The sequence below is a fragment of the Azospirillum thermophilum genome (assembly GCF_003130795.1).
GTDB classification, from domain to species: Bacteria; Pseudomonadota; Alphaproteobacteria; order Azospirillales; family Azospirillaceae; genus Azospirillum; species Azospirillum thermophilum.
In genome coordinates this window covers 1,969,158-1,988,259 of sequence record NZ_CP029353.1, presented here as the reverse complement: position 1 = coordinate 1,988,259, position 19,102 = coordinate 1,969,158, and the positions used below count along the sequence as shown (strand labels likewise).

General features: G+C 70.4%; 20 protein-coding genes, 1 tRNA gene and 1 pseudogene. 10 read left to right on the top strand and 12 right to left on the bottom strand.

Annotated elements, in window-relative coordinates:
• The first annotated feature begins 95 nt into the window (after positions 1-95).
• Positions 96-1,073, top strand: a complete 978-nt coding sequence (locus tag DEW08_RS15730; RefSeq protein ID WP_109328678.1) for a calcium-binding protein — start codon at positions 96-98, stop codon at positions 1,071-1,073.
• A gap of 184 nt (positions 1,074-1,257) precedes the next feature.
• Entirely contained in the window at positions 1,258-2,166 is a 909-nt protein-coding gene (locus DEW08_RS15725) for a hypothetical protein (RefSeq protein WP_109328676.1), read from the top strand.
• 113 nt (positions 2,167-2,279) lie between these two features.
• On the opposite strand, the gene glyS is transcribed toward DEW08_RS15725, so the two are convergent.
• The 7 genes from glyS to DEW08_RS31225 form a co-directional block, all read right to left on the bottom strand.
• Entirely contained in the window at positions 2,280-4,367 is a 2,088-nt protein-coding gene (glyS, locus tag DEW08_RS15720) for a glycine--tRNA ligase subunit beta (RefSeq protein WP_109328674.1), read from the bottom strand.
• A 4-nt stretch (positions 4,368-4,371) separates the two neighbouring features.
• On the bottom strand, positions 4,372-5,244 hold the full coding sequence (locus tag DEW08_RS15715; RefSeq protein ID WP_109328672.1) for a glycine--tRNA ligase subunit alpha: 873 nt from the start codon (positions 5,242-5,244) through the stop codon (positions 4,372-4,374).
• Positions 5,245-5,390: 146 nt separating this feature from the next.
• Positions 5,391-5,693, bottom strand: coding sequence for a hypothetical protein (locus tag DEW08_RS15710; protein WP_109328670.1), 303 nt, complete (start codon positions 5,691-5,693; stop codon positions 5,391-5,393).
• A 31-nt stretch (positions 5,694-5,724) separates the two neighbouring features.
• The gene (locus tag DEW08_RS15705; protein WP_109328667.1) at positions 5,725-6,207 is read right to left on the bottom strand and encodes a type II toxin-antitoxin system VapC family toxin; all 483 of its coding nucleotides are present in this window, start codon (positions 6,205-6,207) and stop codon (positions 5,725-5,727) included.
• A gap of 13 nt (positions 6,208-6,220) precedes the next feature.
• Positions 6,221-6,481, bottom strand: a complete 261-nt coding sequence (locus DEW08_RS15700; protein WP_109328665.1) for a FitA-like ribbon-helix-helix domain-containing protein — start codon at positions 6,479-6,481, stop codon at positions 6,221-6,223.
• A 63-nt stretch (positions 6,482-6,544) separates the two neighbouring features.
• A complete protein-coding gene (locus DEW08_RS15695; RefSeq protein ID WP_109328663.1) occupies positions 6,545-7,426 on the bottom strand; it encodes a S49 family peptidase in 882 nt (293 codons plus the stop codon).
• 46 nt (positions 7,427-7,472) lie between these two features.
• Entirely contained in the window at positions 7,473-7,919 is a 447-nt protein-coding gene (locus tag DEW08_RS31225; RefSeq protein WP_168220375.1) for a hypothetical protein, read from the bottom strand.
• 139 nt (positions 7,920-8,058) lie between these two features.
• On the opposite strand from DEW08_RS31225, the gene DEW08_RS15685 reads away from it, so the two are divergent.
• Together DEW08_RS15685 and DEW08_RS15680 are read left to right on the top strand one after the other, a co-directional pair.
• A complete protein-coding gene (locus DEW08_RS15685) occupies positions 8,059-8,631 on the top strand; it encodes a DUF2975 domain-containing protein (RefSeq protein WP_109328661.1) in 573 nt (190 codons plus the stop codon).
• Positions 8,632-8,645: 14 nt separating this feature from the next.
• Positions 8,646-8,876 carry a helix-turn-helix domain-containing protein gene (locus tag DEW08_RS15680; protein ID WP_109328659.1) on the top strand — a complete coding sequence of 77 codons (231 nt, stop codon included), beginning with the start codon at positions 8,646-8,648 and terminating at the stop codon, positions 8,874-8,876.
• A gap of 6 nt (positions 8,877-8,882) precedes the next feature.
• Here the strand turns inward: DEW08_RS15680 and DEW08_RS15675 are convergent, their stop codons facing one another.
• The 3 genes from DEW08_RS15675 to DEW08_RS15665 form a co-directional block, all read right to left on the bottom strand.
• A complete protein-coding gene (locus tag DEW08_RS15675; protein WP_109328657.1) occupies positions 8,883-9,425 on the bottom strand; it encodes a GNAT family N-acetyltransferase in 543 nt (180 codons plus the stop codon).
• 100 nt (positions 9,426-9,525) lie between these two features.
• A complete protein-coding gene (locus DEW08_RS15670; protein WP_109328655.1) occupies positions 9,526-10,284 on the bottom strand; it encodes a tRNA1(Val) (adenine(37)-N6)-methyltransferase in 759 nt (252 codons plus the stop codon).
• Positions 10,281-10,496 carry a putative signal transducing protein gene (locus tag DEW08_RS15665; RefSeq protein WP_109328653.1) on the bottom strand — a complete coding sequence of 72 codons (216 nt, stop codon included), beginning with the start codon at positions 10,494-10,496 and terminating at the stop codon, positions 10,281-10,283. The genes DEW08_RS15670 and DEW08_RS15665 overlap by 4 nt, the downstream gene beginning before the upstream one ends.
• 153 nt (positions 10,497-10,649) lie before the next feature.
• On the opposite strand from DEW08_RS15665, the gene DEW08_RS15660 reads away from it, so the two are divergent.
• From DEW08_RS15660 to DEW08_RS15635, 6 genes and pseudogenes are all read left to right on the top strand, one after another.
• The gene (locus DEW08_RS15660; RefSeq protein WP_109328651.1) at positions 10,650-11,666 is read left to right on the top strand and encodes a polyprenyl synthetase family protein; all 1,017 of its coding nucleotides are present in this window, start codon (positions 10,650-10,652) and stop codon (positions 11,664-11,666) included.
• A 310-nt stretch (positions 11,667-11,976) separates the two neighbouring features.
• Positions 11,977-12,053, top strand: a tRNA-Pro gene (locus DEW08_RS15655).
• Between the two features lie 166 nt (positions 12,054-12,219).
• A complete protein-coding gene (locus DEW08_RS15650) occupies positions 12,220-12,768 on the top strand; it encodes a helix-turn-helix domain-containing protein (protein ID WP_109328649.1) in 549 nt (182 codons plus the stop codon).
• A 124-nt stretch (positions 12,769-12,892) separates the two neighbouring features.
• Positions 12,893-13,726 (top strand): hypothetical protein, encoded by an 834-nt coding sequence (locus tag DEW08_RS15645; protein WP_109328647.1) that lies wholly within the window; start codon positions 12,893-12,895, stop codon positions 13,724-13,726.
• A 95-nt stretch (positions 13,727-13,821) separates the two neighbouring features.
• Positions 13,822-16,510: pseudogene (gene ppdK / locus DEW08_RS15640) on the top strand (pyruvate, phosphate dikinase).
• 130 nt (positions 16,511-16,640) lie between these two features.
• Positions 16,641-17,720, top strand: a complete 1,080-nt coding sequence (locus DEW08_RS15635; protein WP_109328645.1) for a serine hydrolase domain-containing protein — start codon at positions 16,641-16,643, stop codon at positions 17,718-17,720.
• Positions 17,721-17,729: 9 nt separating this feature from the next.
• On the opposite strand, the gene DEW08_RS32445 is transcribed toward DEW08_RS15635, so the two are convergent.
• The gene (locus DEW08_RS32445) at positions 17,730-17,966 is read right to left on the bottom strand and encodes a hypothetical protein (protein WP_245986313.1); all 237 of its coding nucleotides are present in this window, start codon (positions 17,964-17,966) and stop codon (positions 17,730-17,732) included.
• A 283-nt stretch (positions 17,967-18,249) separates the two neighbouring features.
• Positions 18,250-19,044 carry a histidinol-phosphatase gene (gene hisN / locus DEW08_RS15625; RefSeq protein ID WP_109328643.1) on the bottom strand — a complete coding sequence of 265 codons (795 nt, stop codon included), beginning with the start codon at positions 19,042-19,044 and terminating at the stop codon, positions 18,250-18,252.
• Between the last annotated feature and the right edge of the window lie 58 nt (positions 19,045-19,102).

Here is a 19,102-nt window from a genome sequence, read left to right as displayed (position 1 = left end):
ATATGCAAGTTCGCGGGCGTGCAGTCCGGTCCATACCGGTGACGGGAACCGCTCTCTTCACGGATCGGCGAGAGACACCAAGGGAACAAAGCGTCATGAGCGTAACGAAGTTCAGCAACAGCACCGGTGACTATTTCGTCGGGGACAACGCCAACGACATTATCTCCAGTGCGCCGAAGGGCTTCGGCGACAAGCCGAACTACATGTACGGCGGCGGCGGAAACGACTCGATGTACGGGTCGTACGGCTGGGACGAGATGTATGGCGGTGACGGCAACGACGTCCTGTCGGACATCAGCCTGGGCCTCCTGCATGGAGAAGCCGGCAACGACTATCTGGAGATCACCTCCGGCGGCGGGAAACTGTATGGCGACGCCGGCAACGACACGCTGACCTCCGGGTCGGGCGAGTCGACCCTGAAGGGCGGGGCGGGCGACGACAAGTTCATCTTCTCGAAAAGCCAGAATTTCGGTTATTGCGAGATCGACGGCGGGGACGAGGATTTCGTCGGAAACACGCCCGGTCAGGCGAATTACCATGGCCATGACGAAATCATCGCCTATGGCGACAACACGGTGATCGGGCTCAAGTCCATCGCCCGTATCGATTCGATCACCGGGCATGGAAACAACACCACCATCCAGACCGCCAACACGGCGACCCGTCTCGACTTCAGCAATACGACACTGACCGGCATCGCCCAGATCACCGGCCTCAACGGCGACGACACGATCATCGGGTCGAACGGCAACGACACGATCTTCGGCGGGTGGTCGAACCGCGACGCCCTCTTCGGCGGCGCCGGCGATGACCTGCTGATTGGTAATGGCGGTGAACTGACCGGCGGTACCGGCGCCGACATCTTCAAGTCGGTCGGGGCCGTAACTGTCAAGGACTTCAACGCGGCCGAAGGCGACCGCATCTTCGTGCGGGCCGGTGTTGAAGCCGAGTGCGCCATCAAAGGCAACGATACGTTCGTCAAGTTTACGCAGAATGGTCAGAGTTACGGCTCGATAACCTTGTCCGGCATCACGGTCAATGATCTGCCGGATAGCTGGATTATCCGCGGGTAACCCGGGACGGGTTTCATCAACGGGTATCGAGCTGATCTGGATGATGTTTCGATTTGTCTTCGCGTGAAGGCACCTGCGCATGGAGAAGCCGGCGCAAACCCGGGTTCAAGTCAAACAGAATGTATGGCTTGACCCCCAGGCTGCGCCCAGCCACCGCCCAGCATGTTCATCACGGGGAGCCACCATGACCATCGTCAACAAAACACTGGGCACGGGCATCGCCCTGCTGTCCCGGTCCCAACCGGCCTCTCGCGCGCCGGCCGCGCCGGCGGCCATCGACCTCAAGCCCCGGCCCGCGCCGATCGGCCCTGAAGTGTCTCTCACGGTGTCCGCCCGGCCATCCGCCCCGGTACAGGAGGACCCCTCTGTACGGGTGGTGACCGAAGCCGAACTCACCCCCCAGATGCGCGAGACGATCCGGATGATACAGGAGCGCTCTCGGCAGGAGCACATCCGGATCGCGCAGGACGAAGCACGGAAAAGGGTGGAGGCAGAGGCTCTGGAAGCAGAGGCGAAGGCCAAGGCACCCTACTATGACCAGCTGAGGATCTGGTACGAAGCCCATTTCAAGGCCTGTATGATGACGCACAAGGTCGTCGGTATTCCGGATCACAAGAGCACCAGCTGGATTGAATCCGCCGGTGACTTGGAAGACCTGGTGGCGGCGCAACAGGGTCTGGCCATGCCCGCCTCCACCCCTGGTGAAGAGCCGACCTTCATCCCGAACAAGGAATCCATGGGAGCCATCGGCATCATAGGCTCCTATGAAAGAGACAATGCCGACTACGGCAACGATATGTATTTGGCCTTCGATCGCGAGTTCGCGGCCGATGTGACCGACGCCACCTTCACCTTCCGCGAATCGGACGGCCAGTCCGCGCTCAACGGCATGCTCGATCGCCTCCAGCGCTTTGACGAGGAGTACTGCCCGCGACCCACCGAGTTCCGACGCTTCGACCTCGTCGACGGCAGCGGACGGACGGTCGGCATGGTGCTGTCGAGGGGCGATGACGATTTCGCCCGCGACAAGGCCGGCGGCATGCTGGCCGCGGTGTACGGCATCTTCCGGGGATCGGTGAGCCATTCGGTCTGACGGATCGGCCGGCGGCCCGTCCCGAACAAAAAGGCCCTCCGCCGGGTCGTCCCCGGCCGGAGGGCCTTCCGTTCCCCATCCTGTCCGCTCCCGGGAACGGGTGGGATCGCCGTTTACCCCTCGATCCGCGAGAAGTCCGCGACGGCGTTCAGCGTGCGGCGGATTTCGCCCAGCAGGCGCAGGCGGTTGACGCGCAGCTCCCTGTCCTCGGCATTCACCGTCACCTTGTCGAAGAAGGCGTCCAGCGGGCCGCGCAGCGTCGCCAGCGCCGCCATGGTGCCGGTGAAATCCTCCGCCGCCAGCAGGGGCTTGGCCGCTGCCGCCGCCTCGCCCAGCGCGCCGTGCAGGTCCTTCTCCTCCGCCTGGGTCAGGCGGGCGGCGTCCACCGGCTGATCGAAGCTGGTGCCGTCCTTCTTCTCCTCGATGCGCACGATGTTGCTGGCGCGCTTGTAGGCGGCCAGCAGGTTCGCCCCTTCCTCCGACCCGACGAAGGCCTGCAGCGCCTTCACCCGCGCCAGCAGCCGCACGAGGTCGTCCTCGCCGCCCAGCGCGAACACCGCGTCGATCAGGTCATGCCGCACGCCCTGGTCGCGCAGCGTCACCTTCAGCCGGTCGGCGAAGAAGGACAGCAGCTCGCCCGCCACCGTGTCGGCCGGGGCGAAGCCGCCGGCGGTGAAGGCGCCGTGGGCCTCCCGGAACACGCCGGTCAGCGGCAGCCGCAGCCCGTTCTCCAGGATCAGCCGGATGACGCCCAGGGCCGCGCGGCGCAGGGCGAAGGGATCCTTGGAGCCCGTCGGCTTCTCGTCGATGGCGAAGAAGCCGACCAGCGTGTCCAGCTTGTCGGCCAGCGCCACCGCCACCGACACCGGCGCGGTCGGGCAGCTGTCGGACGGCCCCAGCGGCTTGTAATGGGCGGCGATGGCGTCGGCGACCTCCGGGCTCTCGCCCTCGCCGAGCGCGTAGTAGCGGCCCATGATGCCCTGCACCTCGGGGAACTCGCCGACCACCTCCGACACCAGGTCGGCCTTGCACAGCAGGGCGGCGCGGGTCGCCTGGTCCGGATTCGCGCCGATGGTCCGGGCGATCTCCGCCGCCAGAAGCTGCACGCGGGTGACCTTCTCGGCCACCGTGCCCAGCCTGGCGTGGAAGGTGATCGCCGCCAGCTTCGGCACGCGGTCCTCCAGGCGGATCCTGCGGTCCTGGTCCCAGAAGAACTTGGCGTCGGACAGGCGGGCGCGCAGCACGCGCTCGTTGCCGGCCACCACCGCGGCCCCGCCGTCCCTGGTCTCGGTGTTGGCGACCACGACGAAGTGGCGGGCCATCTTCCCCGCGGCGTCGAGCGTGGCGAAATACTTCTGGTGCGTGCGCATCGAGGTGATCAGCACCTCCGGCGGCACGTCCATGAACTGCTCGTCGATCGAGCCCATCAGCACCACCGGCCACTCGACGAGGCCGGCGACCTCCTCCAGCAGCCCGTCGTCGGGCGACAGGGTCAGGCCCTTGGCGGCGGCCAGCGCCTCGGCGTCGGCCTTGATCTTCGCCTTGCGCTCCTCGCGGTCCAGGATGACCTTGGCCGCCCGCAGCTTCTCCGTGTAGTCGGCGAAGCTCTCGACCGTGAAGGCGTCGGGGGCGAGGAAGCGGTGGCCGCGGGTGACGTTGCCGAAGGGGACCGCCGGCTGGTCGTTGCCCAGCGCGAAGGCGCCCTCCAGCGGACGGCCGCCGAACACGGCGACGATGGAGTGCAGCGGGCGGACCCAGCGCACCGACCCGGTGCCCCAGCGCATCGACTTCGGCCAGGGGAACTCGGCCATCACCGCGGGGATGATCTCGGCCAGCACCTCGGCGGTGGCGCGGCCCTTGCGCTCGGTCACCGCGAAATAGAAGACGCCCTTGCCGGTGTCGCGCTGCTCGCACTGGTCGAGGCTGGCGAGGCCGGCCGACTTCAGGAAGCCGGCGACCGCCTGCTCGGGCGAGCCGACGCGCGGCCCCTTCTTTTCCTCGCGCACGTCGGCCGTCGCCTGCGGCAGCCCGTCCACCACCAGCGTCAGGCGGCGCGGCGTGGAATGGGCGGCGGCGGCGGTGAAGGTCAGGCCGTTGGCCGCCAGCCGCTCGGTGACGAGCCGCTTCAGGTCGTCGGCCGCGCGGGCCTGCATGCGGGCGGGGATTTCTTCGGAGAAGAATTCGATCAGCAGTTCGGTCATGGCTTTACTTGGCCCCCGTCCAGGCTTCGCAGCAGGCCTTGGCCAGCGCGCGGACGCGGCCGATGTAGGCGGCGCGCTCGACGACGCTGATCACGCCGCGGGCGTCGAGCAGGTTGAAGAGGTGGGACGCCTTGATGCACTGGTCATAGGCGGGCAGGGCGACGCCCTTGGCGACCAGCGCCCGGCACTCCGCCTCGGCATCCTCGAAATGCCGCAGCAGCATGTCGGTGTTGGCCAGCTCGAAATTGTGGGTCGAATACTCGATCTCGGCCCGCTTGAAGACGTCGCCGTACTTCACCCCGGCGCCGTTGAAGTCCAGGTCGTAGACGTTCTCCACCCCCTGGACATACATGGCGAGCCGTTCCAGCCCGTAGGTCAGCTCGACCGAGACGGGGTCGCACTCGATGCCGCCGACCTGCTGGAAATAGGTGTACTGCGTCACCTCCATGCCGTCGCACCAGACTTCCCAGCCCAGGCCCCAGGCGCCCAGCGTCGGGCTTTCCCAGTCGTCCTCGACGAAGCGGATGTCGTGCAGGCCGGGGTCGATGCCCAGCACGCGCAGGCTGTTCAGGTACAGCTCCTGCGCGTTGGCCGGCGACGGCTTCAGGATGACCTGGTACTGGTAATAGTGCTGCAGCCGGTTCGGGTTCTCGCCATAGCGCCCGTCCTTGGGCCGGCGCGAGGGCTGGACATAGGCCGCCCGCCAGTCGCGGTCGGGGCCGAGCGCGCGGAGCGTGGTCGCCGGGTGGAAGGTACCCGCCCCGACCTCCATGTCGTAGGGCTGCAGGATGACGCAACCCTGCTCCGACCAGTACTGGTGAAGCTTGAGGATCAGGGCCTGGAACGACAGGCCGCGGCTGGAGGCGGTCGAGCCCATGGGCGTTCACGATGCGGTTGGTGAGAAAATGGCCCGCACGATAGGCGCGCCGCATCGCGGAATCAAGCCATGAGCCGGTGCTTGCTCCGGCGGGCCGGGCGGTGTTGCGGCGAGTTGGGTGGTGCGCGGCGGGAGGCTTCGCCGGCTCAGCGTCCGTAGGGGCAGGCCGGCCGGCCGCAGGACACGGCGGAGCGCGGCGCCACATAGGCCCCGCATTCCGGACATTTCTCCATGTCCTCGGCGTCCAGGGCGGTGCTCATGGCGCCATCCCTGGCCGATCCGCCCCTGGCCGATCCGCCGCCGCCGCCCGCGGCGGACCGGGCGGCCGGCGCCTCGCGCCGCTTGTCGCGCATGCGCTCCCGCCCCACCGACTGGACGCGGTTGACCCACCGCCAGCCGTACCAGACGCCGACGATCACCAGCACAATGACCAGGAGCTTCGTGAACATCCCGCAGGATTAGGAGGGTAAGGCGGCGCGGTCAAGGGGCGTGGGGACGATTTCCGGGGAGAGGGGTGGTCGGCCGGTCCAGCCCTGCGGCGGCCTCTGCGAGGGTCAGCACCGCCACTCCCGCCTGTGGCGCCCGCCCGACGACGCCGGCAAGGCGCCGATCCTCGGTCACCAAAGGTATGCCTTCACGTCTGGCAAGCGCCAGGAAGCAGCAATCATAGACCGGGTGATCGAGCGCGAGGGCGAGCTCCAGGGCATCTCGCTCAAGCGCACGGGTATCATGATAGACGATTGGGCCGGTCGTCAGCTCCTCAAGGGCGCTGACCGCTTCGTCCCGTGGCAGTCCGTAGCGCGCGACGAGCCGCCAAAGAACGTTGGCGCACTCGATCCGCATCAGGTCCGGCGCCAGCAGCCGTGCCGACCACAGCCTTGCCGCCAGATCCGAACCGCTTTCCGGTATGGCCCATTTGATCGCGACACTGCTGTCGACGATGAAGGCGCAACTCGTTCCCATCGATCCGGGCCCGTCACTCGGGGATCAGGCCGGCACGGCGGTCGCGGTCCTCACGGATCAGGGCCGTGCTGTCGGGGAATGGAATGGCGGAGAGCCGGGCACGGCGGGCAGCCATCCGGTTCCAGAAATCGCTTTGTCCGTCCACCGGCGAACTCAGCGTCTCCTGCAGGATCGCCCGCAACTCCTCCTCCGGCGAGCGGCCGTGGGCGGCGGCGCGGCTCTGCAGCCGTTGAACAAGGCCGTCGTCCAGGTCCTTCAGGATCAGGTGCCCCATCGCCGTCTCCCTTTCCGCCGCCTCAACCACGCCGGGAAGGATAGCGGCAACGGCCTCCCCCCGCTACAGCCCGAACCGCGCCCACAGCGCCCGCTCCTCGACGGTCGCCAGGGCGGCTCCGGGCAGGGCGGCGGCCAGGGCGGCGATGTCGGGGCCGCCCGTCCCGGCGCCGGCGGCGCGCAGGCCGGCGCGGCGCAGCAGCCCCTGCTCCTCGTGGACGACGCGCAGGCGCACCTTCTCGCCGAAGCGGCCGCGCAGCACCGTCCGCGCGTCGCCGATCCCGTCGATCAGGCCCAGCGCCTTCGCCCGCCGACCGGCCCAGAAGGCGCCGGAGAACAGCTCCTCCTCCGGTCCGGCGAGCCGGGCGCCGCGGCGGGCGCGCACCATCGCCTTGAAGCTCTCATGCACCTCCGCCTGCAGCGCCTTCAGATGCTCCACCCCGTCCGCCCGCTCGGGCAGGAAGGGGTCGAGCAGCACCTTCCGGTCGCCGGCGGTGTAGAGCCGCCGCTCGATGCCGTGGCGGGCGATCAGCTCCTGCAGCCCGAAGCCGGAGGAGACCACGCCGATCGACCCGACGATGGAGCTCTCGTCGGCCCAGATCTCGTCCGCCGCGCAGGCCAGCCAATAGCCGCCCGACGCCGCCACGTCCTCGCAGAAGGCGAAGACCGGCACTTTCTTCTCCTCCGACAGGTCGCGGATGCGCTTGGCGATCAGCGCCGACTGCACCGGCGACCCGCCGGGGGAGTTGACGATCAGCGCCACCGCCGCCTGCCGCTTGGGCGCGAAGGCGCGCTCGATCAGCGGGGCCAGCCGGGCGAAGGTCAGGCTGCGGCGCAGCGGTCCGAAATCGCCGATGGCGCCCGACAGGGGCAGGACGGACACCACCGGCCCGGCCTTGCGCCAGGGGCCGACGGGGAGTTTCGCGAGGAGGTCGTGCAGGCTCATGCCCGCACAGATGGTGACGCTCGCGCTCGCGGGGAAGGGGGGTGCCTCATCGCCGCAGCGCGACTCCGTCCGGGCAGGGATATCTGGCCAGCAGATGGTCGACGATGATCGGCGCCGCCTCGGTCTCCGCCCAGCGCGAGGGATCGGGGGCCGCCGCGGCGAAGGCGGCGATCAGTTCGTCCCCGTCGAGCGAGCCCCCGGCGGTCTTGCAGAACAGGTGGCGGCCGCCGCTCGCCCGTTCGACCCGGCCGTCGAGCGCCAGCATCGATTCCACCAGCCCGCCGAGATAGGAGGACACCCGGTCGCGCGCCGCCGCGTCGCTGCCGGCGGCCTTCAACTGCTCCACCGCCATGGCGACCGACACGCGGCCGGAGGCCGTCGGTCCCGCCGCCGCCGCCGCCGCCAGCGCCGTCCGCGCCGCGGTCCCCTGCAGCAGCGCCGCCGCCAGCACCGATGCCGCCGCCAGGGTGGCGAGCCTCTTTCCCGTCGTCATGATCCTGTCTCCCGATGAGTGCGATGGGACAAGCCCTACAGAAAAATATCGGCACGATGCAATAAGAAATTATTGTTTTTCGATAATGCCGGATCTAGAAGGGAGGGCATCCGCAGCGCTTCCGCAGGAGTGATCCGCCATGTCCGCCGATCCGTTGGGCTTCCAGGTTCCCTTGGCCCGCATCCGTCTGGTCAGCCGCCTGATGGCGGCCGGCTGCCTCGCCGCCCTGGTGGTGACGCCGCTGCTGGTCTGCTGGTGGTGGGCGACCGCCGACGTGGCCGACCTCTACATCTCCGTCACCCAGGGGAGCTGGCCGGCGCCCGGCCGGCCCTATCCGCCGCTCGATCCCTGGCAGCGGGCGGCCGGCTGCCTGCTCACCCTGATCCCGGTGGGGGTGACGATGGCCGGCCTCGTCCGGGCGCGGCGCTGCTTCGCGCTGTTCGCCGACGGGGTCTATTTCGACCTGCGGGTGGTGGCGGGGCTGCGCGGCTTCGCCGGCCTGTCGGCGCTGGCGACGGCGCTGGGCTTCGTGGTCCAGGCGCCGGCCAGCGCGCTGCTGTCCCTGCAGAATCCGGCGGGCGAGCGCTTCGTCACGCTCGGCATCGGCTCGGGGCAGATCTATCCGCTGTTCTTTGCCGGCATGGTGTGGCTGATTGCGGCGGTGATGGCGCAGGCCGTCGCCATCGCCCGCGAAAATGCCGAGTTCATCTAGTCCCCCGACGCCCGATGCCCATCATCGTCACGCTCGACGTCATGCTCGCCGTCCGCAAGGTCAAGTCCAAGGACCTGGCCGAGCAGGTCGGCATCACCGAGGCCAACCTGTCGCTGCTGAAGCAGGGCAAGGTGAAGGGCGTGCGGTTCGAGACGCTGGCCGCCATCTGCCGCTACCTCGACTGCCAGCCCGGCGACCTCCTGCGCTACGTCCCGGATGAGGAGGCGCCGGGGGAGGGCGGCTGACCCCGCTCAGCCGGCCGTCCCGTCCGCCGCCGCCGCCGCCGGTGTCGCCGCCGTCTCGTCCAGATTGAGCTGCAGGAACACCAGATCCAGCCAGCGGCCGAACTTGGTGCCGACCTCCGGCATGAGGCCGGTCTGCACGAAGCCCAGCGAGCGGTGCAGCGCGATGGAGGGCTGGTTGCCCGCCTCGATCGCCGCGACCATCACATGCTTGCCCCGGCGCTTGGCCTCGCCGACCAGGGCGGTCAGCAGGGCGCGGCCGATGCCGCCGCGCTGGTGGTCGGGGTGGACGTAGACCGAATGCTCCACCGTGTGGCGGAACCCGTCGAAGGCGCGCCAGTCGCCATAGGCGGCATAGCCCGTCACCGTGCCCTGCGCATCCACCGACACCAGCACCGGATAGCCCTTGGCCTGCCGCTCCTCCATCCAGGCGGCGCGGTTGGCAAGGTCCACCGTCCGGTCGTTCCAGATGGCGGTGGTGTGGAGGACGGCGTGGTTGTAGATCGCGGCGATGGCCGCGAGGTCCTGCGTCCCGGCGGGGCGGATCAGCATCAGGGGGTCTCCGAAGGCACGTCCCCGCGGGAGCGGTCCGGCGGGATGGCCGCCACTCCACACCAGCCGCCGCCCGGATGCAACCGGCGCCGTGCGCGCCTCAGGGCAGCAGCGCCCCGGCCCCGCGCAGGATGTGCTCGGCCTGCGGCGTATAGGCGCCGTCCTCCCCGTGCACCACCAGCCCGGCGGCCAGCCGCAGCGGCGCCCGCACCCCCTTGCGCGCGGCGACCAGCACGCGCCGCGCCTCGCGCCCCGGCTTGGGCCACAGCGGCAGCACGACCGGCGCGCCGAATCCGCCGAAGGGGGCGGCGGCCAGCGCCGCCAGGATCTCGTCCAGCCGGTCGGCGCGGTGGACCAGCGTCAGGCCGCCGCGCGGCGCCAGCATGCGGGCGGCGCAGCCGATCCAGTCGGTCAGCCGGGCGGCGCCCTCGACGTTGGCGGCGGCCTTCCACGGGTCGGGCGGGCGGCTCGCGGAGTCGGCGCGCAGATAGGGCGGGTTCATCATCACCCGGTCCCAGCCGACCGGCGCCAGCTCCGCCGGCGGGGCGAGCAGGTCGCCCTCCACCACCGCCACCCGGTCGGCGAGGCCGCTGAGCGCCGCGTTGCGCCGGGCGAGATCCGCCGCTTCGGGCAGGGCCTCCAGCCCGGTCACCGTCACGCCGGGCACCCGCGCCGCGAGGCACAATGCCGCAGCCCCGGTGCCGGTGCCGAGGTCCAGCACCCGCTCGCCGGCCGCCGCCGGGGTGAAGGCGGCCAGCAGCACCGGGTCGATGGCGGCGCGGTAGCCGCCCGCCGGCTGCAGCAGCCGCACCCGGCCGCCCAGCAGGAAATCCTCCCGCGGGTCCGCTTGCCCGCTCATGCGCCGGTCTCCTCGCCGGCCTCGTGCAGGACGCGCCGGGCCTGCGCATGGTCGTCGTCGTCCACCATCAGCCGGCGCGGGATGGCGCCGATGGAGCCTTCCAGGATGCTGGTGTGCTGGTCGAGAACCACCGCCGCGATTCCGGCGTCGGCCAGCAGGGCGGTCAGCCAGGACAGGCGGACCGGGTCGGTGGTGCGCAGCAGTTCCTTCATGATCCCTCTGAATCGCGGTGCCGTCCTGCCGCGCCCGCCGCTGTTCCCGTCGGTCACGGAGCCGAATTGATCGGCCCTGGGGCTTGACCGAAGAGGCTATGCCGTTATGCTCCCTATCCGAAATCCTGACGTCAATCATCCGTGGAGTCGACCTTGGCGGTCGTGACCAACTTCGAGCCGAAACGGCGCAAGTCTTCCCCGCTCGACGACCTGACCGCCCTGGTGGCCGAGGATCTGGGCGCCGTCAACGAACTCATCGTGCAGCGGATGCACTCGTCGGTGGAGCTGATCCCGCAGCTCGCCGGCTATCTGATCGCGGCGGGCGGCAAGCGGCTGCGGCCGGTGCTGACGCTCGCCGCGGCCGAGCTGTGCGGCTACCAGGGCGAGGACCACAAGATGCTGGCCGCGGTGGTGGAGTTCATCCACACCGCCACCCTGCTGCACGACGACGTGGTGGACGAGAGCGACCTGCGCCGCGGCCTCGCCTCGGCCAACGCGGTGTTCGGCAACAAGGCCAGCGTGCTGGTGGGCGACTTCCTGTTCTCCCGCGCCTTCCAGCTGATGGTGGAGGTCGGCTCGCTCGACGTGCTGCGCATCCTGTCCAACGCCTCGGCGGTGATCGCCGAGGGCGAGGTGCTGCAGCTCCGCACCACCAACGACACCGAGACGAGCGAGCAGGCCTATCTGGAGGTCATCAAGGCCAAGACGGCGGAGCTGTTCGCCGCCGCCTGCCGCGTCGGCGCCGTCGTCGCCGGCCGCCCGCAGGCGGAGGAGATGGCGCTCTACGACTACGGCATGAATCTCGGCATCGCCTTCCAGCTCGTCGACGACGTGCTCGACTATTCGGCGCGGCAGGCGACTCTCGGCAAGACGATCGGCGACGATTTCCGCGAGGGCAAGATCACCCTGCCGGTGGTCCTGGCCTTCCGCCGCGGCAGCGACGAGGAGCGGGCCTTCTGGCGCCGCACCATGGAGGAGCTGGACCAGCAGGACGGCGACCTGGAGCGGGCGCAGAAGCTGATGGCGAAGCACAACGCGCTGAAGGACACGGTGGAGCGGGCCCGCCACTACGGCTCGATCGCCCGCGACGCGCTCGGCCTGTTCGCCGACAGCCCGGTGAAGCGCGCCCTGCTGGAGGTCATCGACTTCGTCATCGACCGCGAATATTGAGCCGGTCCGGACAGGCAAGCCCGCATTCCCGCCCATGGTCCCTCTCCCCCCGGGGGAGGGGGCTGGGGTGAGGGGGGCGGGGCCGGCGGGTTCCTGTCCCATGGCGGTATCGGCGCGCTGCCGGTGCCGCCATTTTCGTTTCCGGCCCGTCCGTTAGCGGTTGCCGGACCGCCTCCGTCCCGCGTCCGTTCCCTTGCCGGCGGCATCCCGCAGAAAAATGACCGCGGTCGAATTTTTGCCTTGCACGCCCCGATCCGACCCATTATACACCCCCTCCACCGGCGGCCGACACCGACCGCCGGTGACCTGACGGAGAGTAGCTCAGCCTGGTAGAGCACTGCTTTCGGGAGGCAGGGGCCGGAGGTTCGAATCCTCTCTCTCCGACCAGTAACAAAAGGCTTTCAGGGAAACCTGAAAGCCTTTTGTCGTTTTCGGCCCTGCACATACCCGATCACCGCCTGAACCGCGCCCCGGCCTTTTTCCGGCGCCGCTCGACCGGTAAATATTCCTATGTTAGGACGAAGGCTGGTTTTCCCAGCCGAGGACGTCCGTCATGTCCAGCACGCCCCGTTCCCGCAAGTCCCTCCCGCAGACCGCTCCCGACCCGGCGCTTCCGGTGGAGCTGAGCGAGCCGCCGCTGCCGGAGGGCGGCCGGCTGGTTCCCGGCTCGCGCTATTCCGACGCCGACTGGGCGATGGCGGCGCACCGCATGGCCGCCGGCTGGCCGATGGTCCAGGTCGCCCGCGCCATGGGCTGCCACCGCAACACGCTGTGGCGCGCCTACTACGTCTCGCCGGCCTTCCGCGAGCGGGTGGAGTGGGAACGCGCCTGCCTGCGGCGCGAGGCGTCGTCCCGCCTGCGCTCGCTCTCCCATCTCGTCACCACGCAGATCGAGCAGGCGGTCGGCCGCGGCGATCTCCGCACCATCCGCTGGCTGGCCGACCGGCTCGGCCTCGCCGCGCCGGCGGCGCTGGAGCGGCCCGCCGATCCGCCCGGCCCCGACCTCGCCGACCGCGCCGAACCGGTCCCCGAGGCCGACCTCGCCGAGGCGATCCCCCTCGACTGGCAGGACGAGTTCGCCCCCGACCTCCCGCTGCCCTGAGGGCCGGCGCGCGCGCCCCGAGTCGCACACGAACGATCCCCCCGCCGCAGGAGACCCCGCCATCACCGCCGCCCTCGGGTTCCGCCGTGGCAAGCTCTGCATCCCGCGCGACCGCACCCAGGGGTTGGCGGCGCTGGGCTTCTACGGCCGGCCGCTGCGCGCTGCCTGGGACCGCCGCGACCCGGCGGCGCTCGGCAGCTCGCTGGTGCGGGACGGCCGGCCGGGGCGGGCGCCGGCCGACGGTCCCGACGCGCTGGCCGACCTGCCCGAACCCCGCACGCCGCCTGGATTTTCACCGGATCCGGAGGATCGCCGCCTCGTCCCGCGCTCGACCCTGCCCGACGCCACCTGGGCGCGGATCGCCCGGCTGATCGCCGCCGGCTACTCCCCGGCGGAGGCCGGCGCCAAGCTGGGGGTGGCCCACAAGACCATCTGGCAGGAGCACCGCTCCTTCCGCCTGCGCACCTGCTGGGAGTATGTCTCGCTGGTGCGCGAGGCGCGGGCGCGGCTGCGGGCGCTGAACGCTCTGGTTGCGCCCTCCTGGACCCTGCCGCCCGGCGACGAGGGGCGGCTTGACCATGATCCGGGCAGCCTGCCCGGAAAAACGCCCGGTCCGGGCGGGCCGGCGGAAAAAAAGACCGGGGCCCCGCCGGCCGCCTCCCCCTCCGAACGGAGGGGGCGGGCGCGCTCCCGCCGCCGGATCGTCGTGCAGCCGCTGCACAATCCGGGGTATCGGCCGTATCGGATCATTGCCTTGATTCCATTGATGAAACCGCGGGAAATCCGCGTTGTGCATTGCCGAAGCACCGCACAATCCGCCCAAGGCGGCACCGTCCGCCGGCGCCGGTCCCTCCCTTCGGCCAACCTCCGAAGGAGGGAGCATGCCGGGCGGGAACGCTACGGCCGCGCTCACGTTATGCAACGGACTGTCTTGTGTTCCCCTTCCGCGGGGGGCTAGAACGGCGCATATCGGGGACGGCCGCAAGGGCAGACCAGCGTGTCCACCGTGTGGCCCGAAGCCGGACGACCATAGGGGTGAACGAGGAATTCACGATGGCGAGCCAGGGCGAGAGCAAGTGGGTCTACAGCTTCGGCGCGGGCGCGACCGAGGGCCGGGCGGACATGAAGAACCTGCTCGGCGGCAAGGGGGCCAATCTGGCCGAGATGGCCAATCTCGGTCTGCCGGTCCCGCCGGGCTTCACCATCACCACGGAGGTCTGCACCTACTTCTATGCCAACGGCCGGAGCTATCCGCCGGAGCTGAAGGACCAGGTGACCGCCGCCGTGGCGCGGCTGGAGACGGCGATGGACGCCAGCTTCGGCGATCCGGCCAATCCGCTCCTGGTGTCCGTGCGCTCGGGCGCGCGCGCCTCGATGCCGGGCATGATGGACACGGTCCTCAACCTCGGCCTCAACGACGCGACGGCGGCCGGCCTCGCCAGGCGGTCGGGCGACGCGCGCTTCGCCTATGACAGCTACGCCGCTTCATCCAGATGTACTCGAACGTGGTGCTCGACGTCGATCACCACCATTTCGAGGAGATCCTGGACAACCACAAGCGCGACAAGTCCTACACCCTCGACACCGACCTGAAGGCCGAGGACTGGCAGGCCGTCATCGAGGACTACAAGAAGGCGGTCGAGCAGGAGCTGGGCAAGCCCTTCCGCAGGACGTGCAGGAGCAGCTCTGGGGCGCCATCGGCGCCGTCTTCGGCTCCTGGATGAACGCCCGCGCCATCACCTACCGCAAGCTGCACGACATCCCGGCCGACTGGGGCACCGCGGTCAACGTGCAGTGCATGGTGTTCGGCAACATGGGCAACGACTGCGCCACCGGCGTGGCCTTCACCCGCAACCCGTCCACCGGCGAGAACGCCTTCTACGGCGAATATCTCGTCAACGCCAGGGCGAGGACGTGGTGGCCGGCATCCGCACGCCGCAGCACCTGACCATCGCCGGCAAGCTCGCCAACAAGTCCGACCTCCCCGCCATGGAGGAGGTGATGCCGGAAGTGTTCCACCAGCTCAACGAGGTGCGCCTCAAGCTGGAGCGGCACTACCGCGACATGCAGGACATCGAGTTCACCGTGCAGCAGAACAAGCTGTTCATGCTGCAGACCCGCAACGGCAAGCGCACCGCCCCGGCGGCGCTGAAGATCGCGGTCGATCTCGCCAGCGAAGGGCTGATCGACAAGGCGGAGGCGGTGCGCCGCATCGACCCGGCCTCGCTCGACCAGCTCCTCCACCCGACGCTCGACCCCAAGGCCGAGCGCAAGGTCATCGCCAAGGGCCTGCCGGCCTCGCCGGGCGCGGCCTCGGGCAAGGTCTACTTCACCGCCGACGAGGCGGAGGCCCAGGCCGGCAAGGGCGAGGCGGTCATCCTCTGCCGCGTCGAGACCTCGCCGGAGGACATCCACGGCATGCATGCCGCCCGCGGCATCCTGACCACCCGCGGCGGCATGACCAGCCACGCCGCCGTGGTCGCCCGCGGCATGGGCCGCGCCTGCGTGTCGGGGGCCGGCGACCTGCGCATCGACTACAAGACCAGGACCATGATGGTGCGCGGCACCGTCGTGAAGGAAGGCGACGTCATCACCATCGACGGCTCGACCGGCGAGGTGATGCTGGGCGAGGTCCCGACCATCCAGCCGGAGCTGTCGGGCGACTTCGCGACCCTGATGGGCTGGGCCGACGGCCTGCGCCGCATGAAGGTCCGCACCAACGCCGAGACGCCGCTCGACGCCCGCACCGCCCGCAAGTTCGGGGCCGAGGGCATCGGGCTGTGCCGGACCGAGCACATGTTCTTCGACCCGGACCGCATCCTGGCGGTGCGCGAGATGATCCTGGCGGAGAACGAGGCCGGCCGCCGCGCCGCGCTGGCCAAGCTGGAGCCGTACCAGAAGAACGACTTCGTCGAGCTGTTCACCATCATGGCCGGCCTGCCGGTCACCATCCGCCTGCTCGACCCGCCGCTGCACGAGTTCCTGCCGACCTCCGACGCCGACATGGCCGAGGTGGCGAAGGCCGCCGGGACCGATCCGCTGCGCGTCCACCAGCGGGCGGTCCAGCTCCACGAGGCCAACCCGATGCTCGGCCATCGCGGCTGCCGTCTCGGCATCACCTATCCCGAAATCTACGAGATGCAGGCCCGCGCCATCTTCACCGCGGCGGCCGAGGTCTCGAAGAGCTCGGGCGCCACGGTGGTGCCGGAGGTCATGATCCGCTGGTCGGCACCAAGAAGGAGCTGGACATCTCAAGGGCGTGGTCGACCGCGTCGCCAGGGAGGTCATGGCCGCCACCGGCGTCACCTTCGAGTACATGGTCGGCACGATGATCGAGCTGCCGCGCGCCGCGCTGCGGGCCGGCGAGATCGCCGGGACGGCCGAGTTCTTCTCCTTCGGCACCAACGACCTGACGCAGACCACCTTCGGCCTGTCGCGCGACGATGCCGGCAACTTCCTGCCGGAGTACCAGCGCCAGGGCATCCTGGAGCACGACCCGTTCCAGACGCTCGACCAGGACGGCGTCGGCGAGCTGATCGCGCTGGCCGCCGAGCGCGGCCGCAAGACCCGCGAGAAGATCAAGATGGGCATCTGCGGCGAGCATGGCGGCGACCCCGCCTCCATCTCCTTCTGCGAGTCGGTCGGTCTCGACTACGTCTCCTGCTCGCCCTACCGCGTGCCGATCGCGCGGCTGGCGGCGGCCCAGGCGGCGCTCGACAGCGATACCGTCAAGCGCGACTGACGGTGCGGAAAGGCCCTCCCCCGGGAGGGCCTTTTCCTTGTGGGCACCCCGGATAGGGCTCGACCCGATTGGCCGACGCGGCCGGAAGGCCTCTTCTTAAGGGGTCAGTTTCCGGTAGGAGCCCGCCGCCATGACCGCCCACCCCCCGGGGAACATCCCCCGGGACATCCCCAAACCCTTCGCCGGGGCCGTCGACGCCGTCCGCACCCTCCTCGCGGAGGGGGAGGGGCGCGCCGCCGCCACCACGGTCCTGCTCGGGCTGCGGGCGGGCGACCGCTCCTGGTCGGGCGTCGTCTCCCTCGACCCCGGCCACCGTCCGGCCCCGCCGCCCGACACGCGGGCCCTCGTCTACAGCCTTACCAAGACCGTCTCCGCCGCCGCCGTGCTGCGGCTGGTGGCCGAAGGGCTCCTCGACCTCGACGCCCCCCTGGCGCGCTGGCTGCCGGAGTACCGCTTCGCCGCGACCGCGACCCTGGCGGAGCTCCTCCAGCACCGCGCCGGGCTCCCCGACTACGGCCAGCTCCCGGCCTACCGCGCCGCCGTGGCGGCCGGCGGCGAGCCGTGGAGCGGGGACGAGTTCCTCTCGCACTGCCTTCCCGATCCGGCGGCCGAGCTTCCCCGCGACGGGGAGGTCCGCTACTCGAACATCGGCTACCTGCTGGTGAAGCGGCTGCTGGAGCGGGCCGCCGGCGTCCACTTCGCCGACCTGCTCCGCCACGTCGTCTTCGAGCCGCTCGGCCTCGCCGGCGCGACCGTGCCGGCCCGGCGGGAGGATCTGGCCGGGCTGCTGTTCGGCCGCTCCGCCCTCTACGGCGGCGATCCGGTGGCGGCGCGCTACCATCCGGGCTGGGTCGCCCATGGCGTCGTCGCCATGACCGCCGCCGACGCCGCGGCGTTCCTGCACGGCCTCGCCAGCACGGACTTCCTGCCGGGGGAGCTGCTCGGCCGCATGACGGCGGGGCGGCGGGTCTATGGCGCGATGATCGGCCGCCCCTGGGTGGAGCCGGCCTACGGGCTCGGCGTCATGATCGAGGCCGACGAGGACAGCGTCCCCTATTGGGGTCACACCGGCGGCGGTCCCGGCTGCAGCACCGCGGCCTACCACTTCGCCGGCGCCGCCCCGGTGACGGTGGCGGCGATCACCGACGGCGAGGACGGCGCCCAGGCGGAATGGATGGCGGTGGAGGCCGGCCAGGCCCTCCTCGCCTGAGGGTCGGGTTCAGTCCCGCTCCAGCCCGGTCCGCTCGCCGACCGTCTTCCAGTGCTCGGCCATGCGGTCCATCAGCTGGCGATAGCGGCGGTCGGTCCGCAGGATCCGCTTCACCGCCTTGCCGTTGCGCGGGTCGGCCAGCATCCACTGCTCGGCGGCGCCCTGATGCTCGGGATGGATGGACAGCAGGTAGATCGCCGCCTGCTCGGCCGAGGTGACGGCCGGTTCGGCCAGCCGCTCCAGCATCGCCCCGACATAGAGGGGAGCACGTTGCGGAAGTCGCCGGGCCGTTCTCGCCCGTCTCCGCCTCCTCCTCCGGGCGACCCATCAGGACCTGCCGCTCGGCGGCGGGCAGGGCGAAGGCGTCGAGGCCGAGCAGCAGGTCGCAGACCGTCTTCTTGCGGACCATCCAGTTGGCTCCGCCGGCCACCCGGTCGCCCAGCCCCTCGAGGAAGGGGCGGAGCTTCTCCGGCGAGGTCTCGAAGACGGAGCGGGCGGGCGGCGCGATCGGGGTCATGCGGTCAGCTCCTCAGGCGGCAAGGGCCGCGATGGCGTCGCGGTGGGTCTGCGGGTCCCCGGCGGCGATCACCCGGCCGCCGGAGTTGGCGTCGAGCGGCTTGCCCTCCCAGTCGGTCATCAGCCCGCCTGCCCCGGTCACCACCGGCACCAGCGCGGCGAAGTCGTAGAGCTTCAGCCCCGACTCCACGACGAGGTCGTAGTAGCCCGACGCCAGCAGGCCGTAGCTGTAGCAGTCGCCGCCATAGACGGCGACCTTGGCCGCCGCCGCGACGCGCCGGTAGGCCTCGTAGTCCTCGCCGGGGAACAGGTCGGGCGAGGTGGTGCCGAACGTCGCCCCGGCCAGCCCGCCGGGGCAGGGGCGGACGCGGGCCGGCTTGCCGTTGTGGGTGGTGGGCCGCCCGGCGGCGCCGATCCAGCGGTCGCCGACGACCGGCTGGTCGATGATCCCCAGCACCGGCCGGCCGCGGCGCAGCAGCGCGATCAGCGTGCCGAAGATCGGCCGCCCGGTGATGAAGGACTTGGTGCCGTCGATCGGGTCGATCACCCAGACCCATTCGGCGTCCAGGTTCTTGGTCCCGTGCTCCTCGCCATAGATGCCGTCGTCGGGCCGCTCCGCCTCGATCAGCGACCGGATCGCCAGTTCCGCCTCGCGGTCGGCGATGGTGACCGGCGAGTGGTCGGCCTTGTCGTCCACCGCGACCGGCGTGCGGAAGTATCTCCGCACCACCGCCGCGCCGGCGTCGGCCAGACGCTGGGCGAGCGTCACCAGGTGGTCGGGGCAGGGCTCGGTCGCTGGCGACTCCATGGACGCTCTCCGTCTTCCGGTGCAGGCAAGGAACTGTATCGGTGGCCGGCATCCTAGC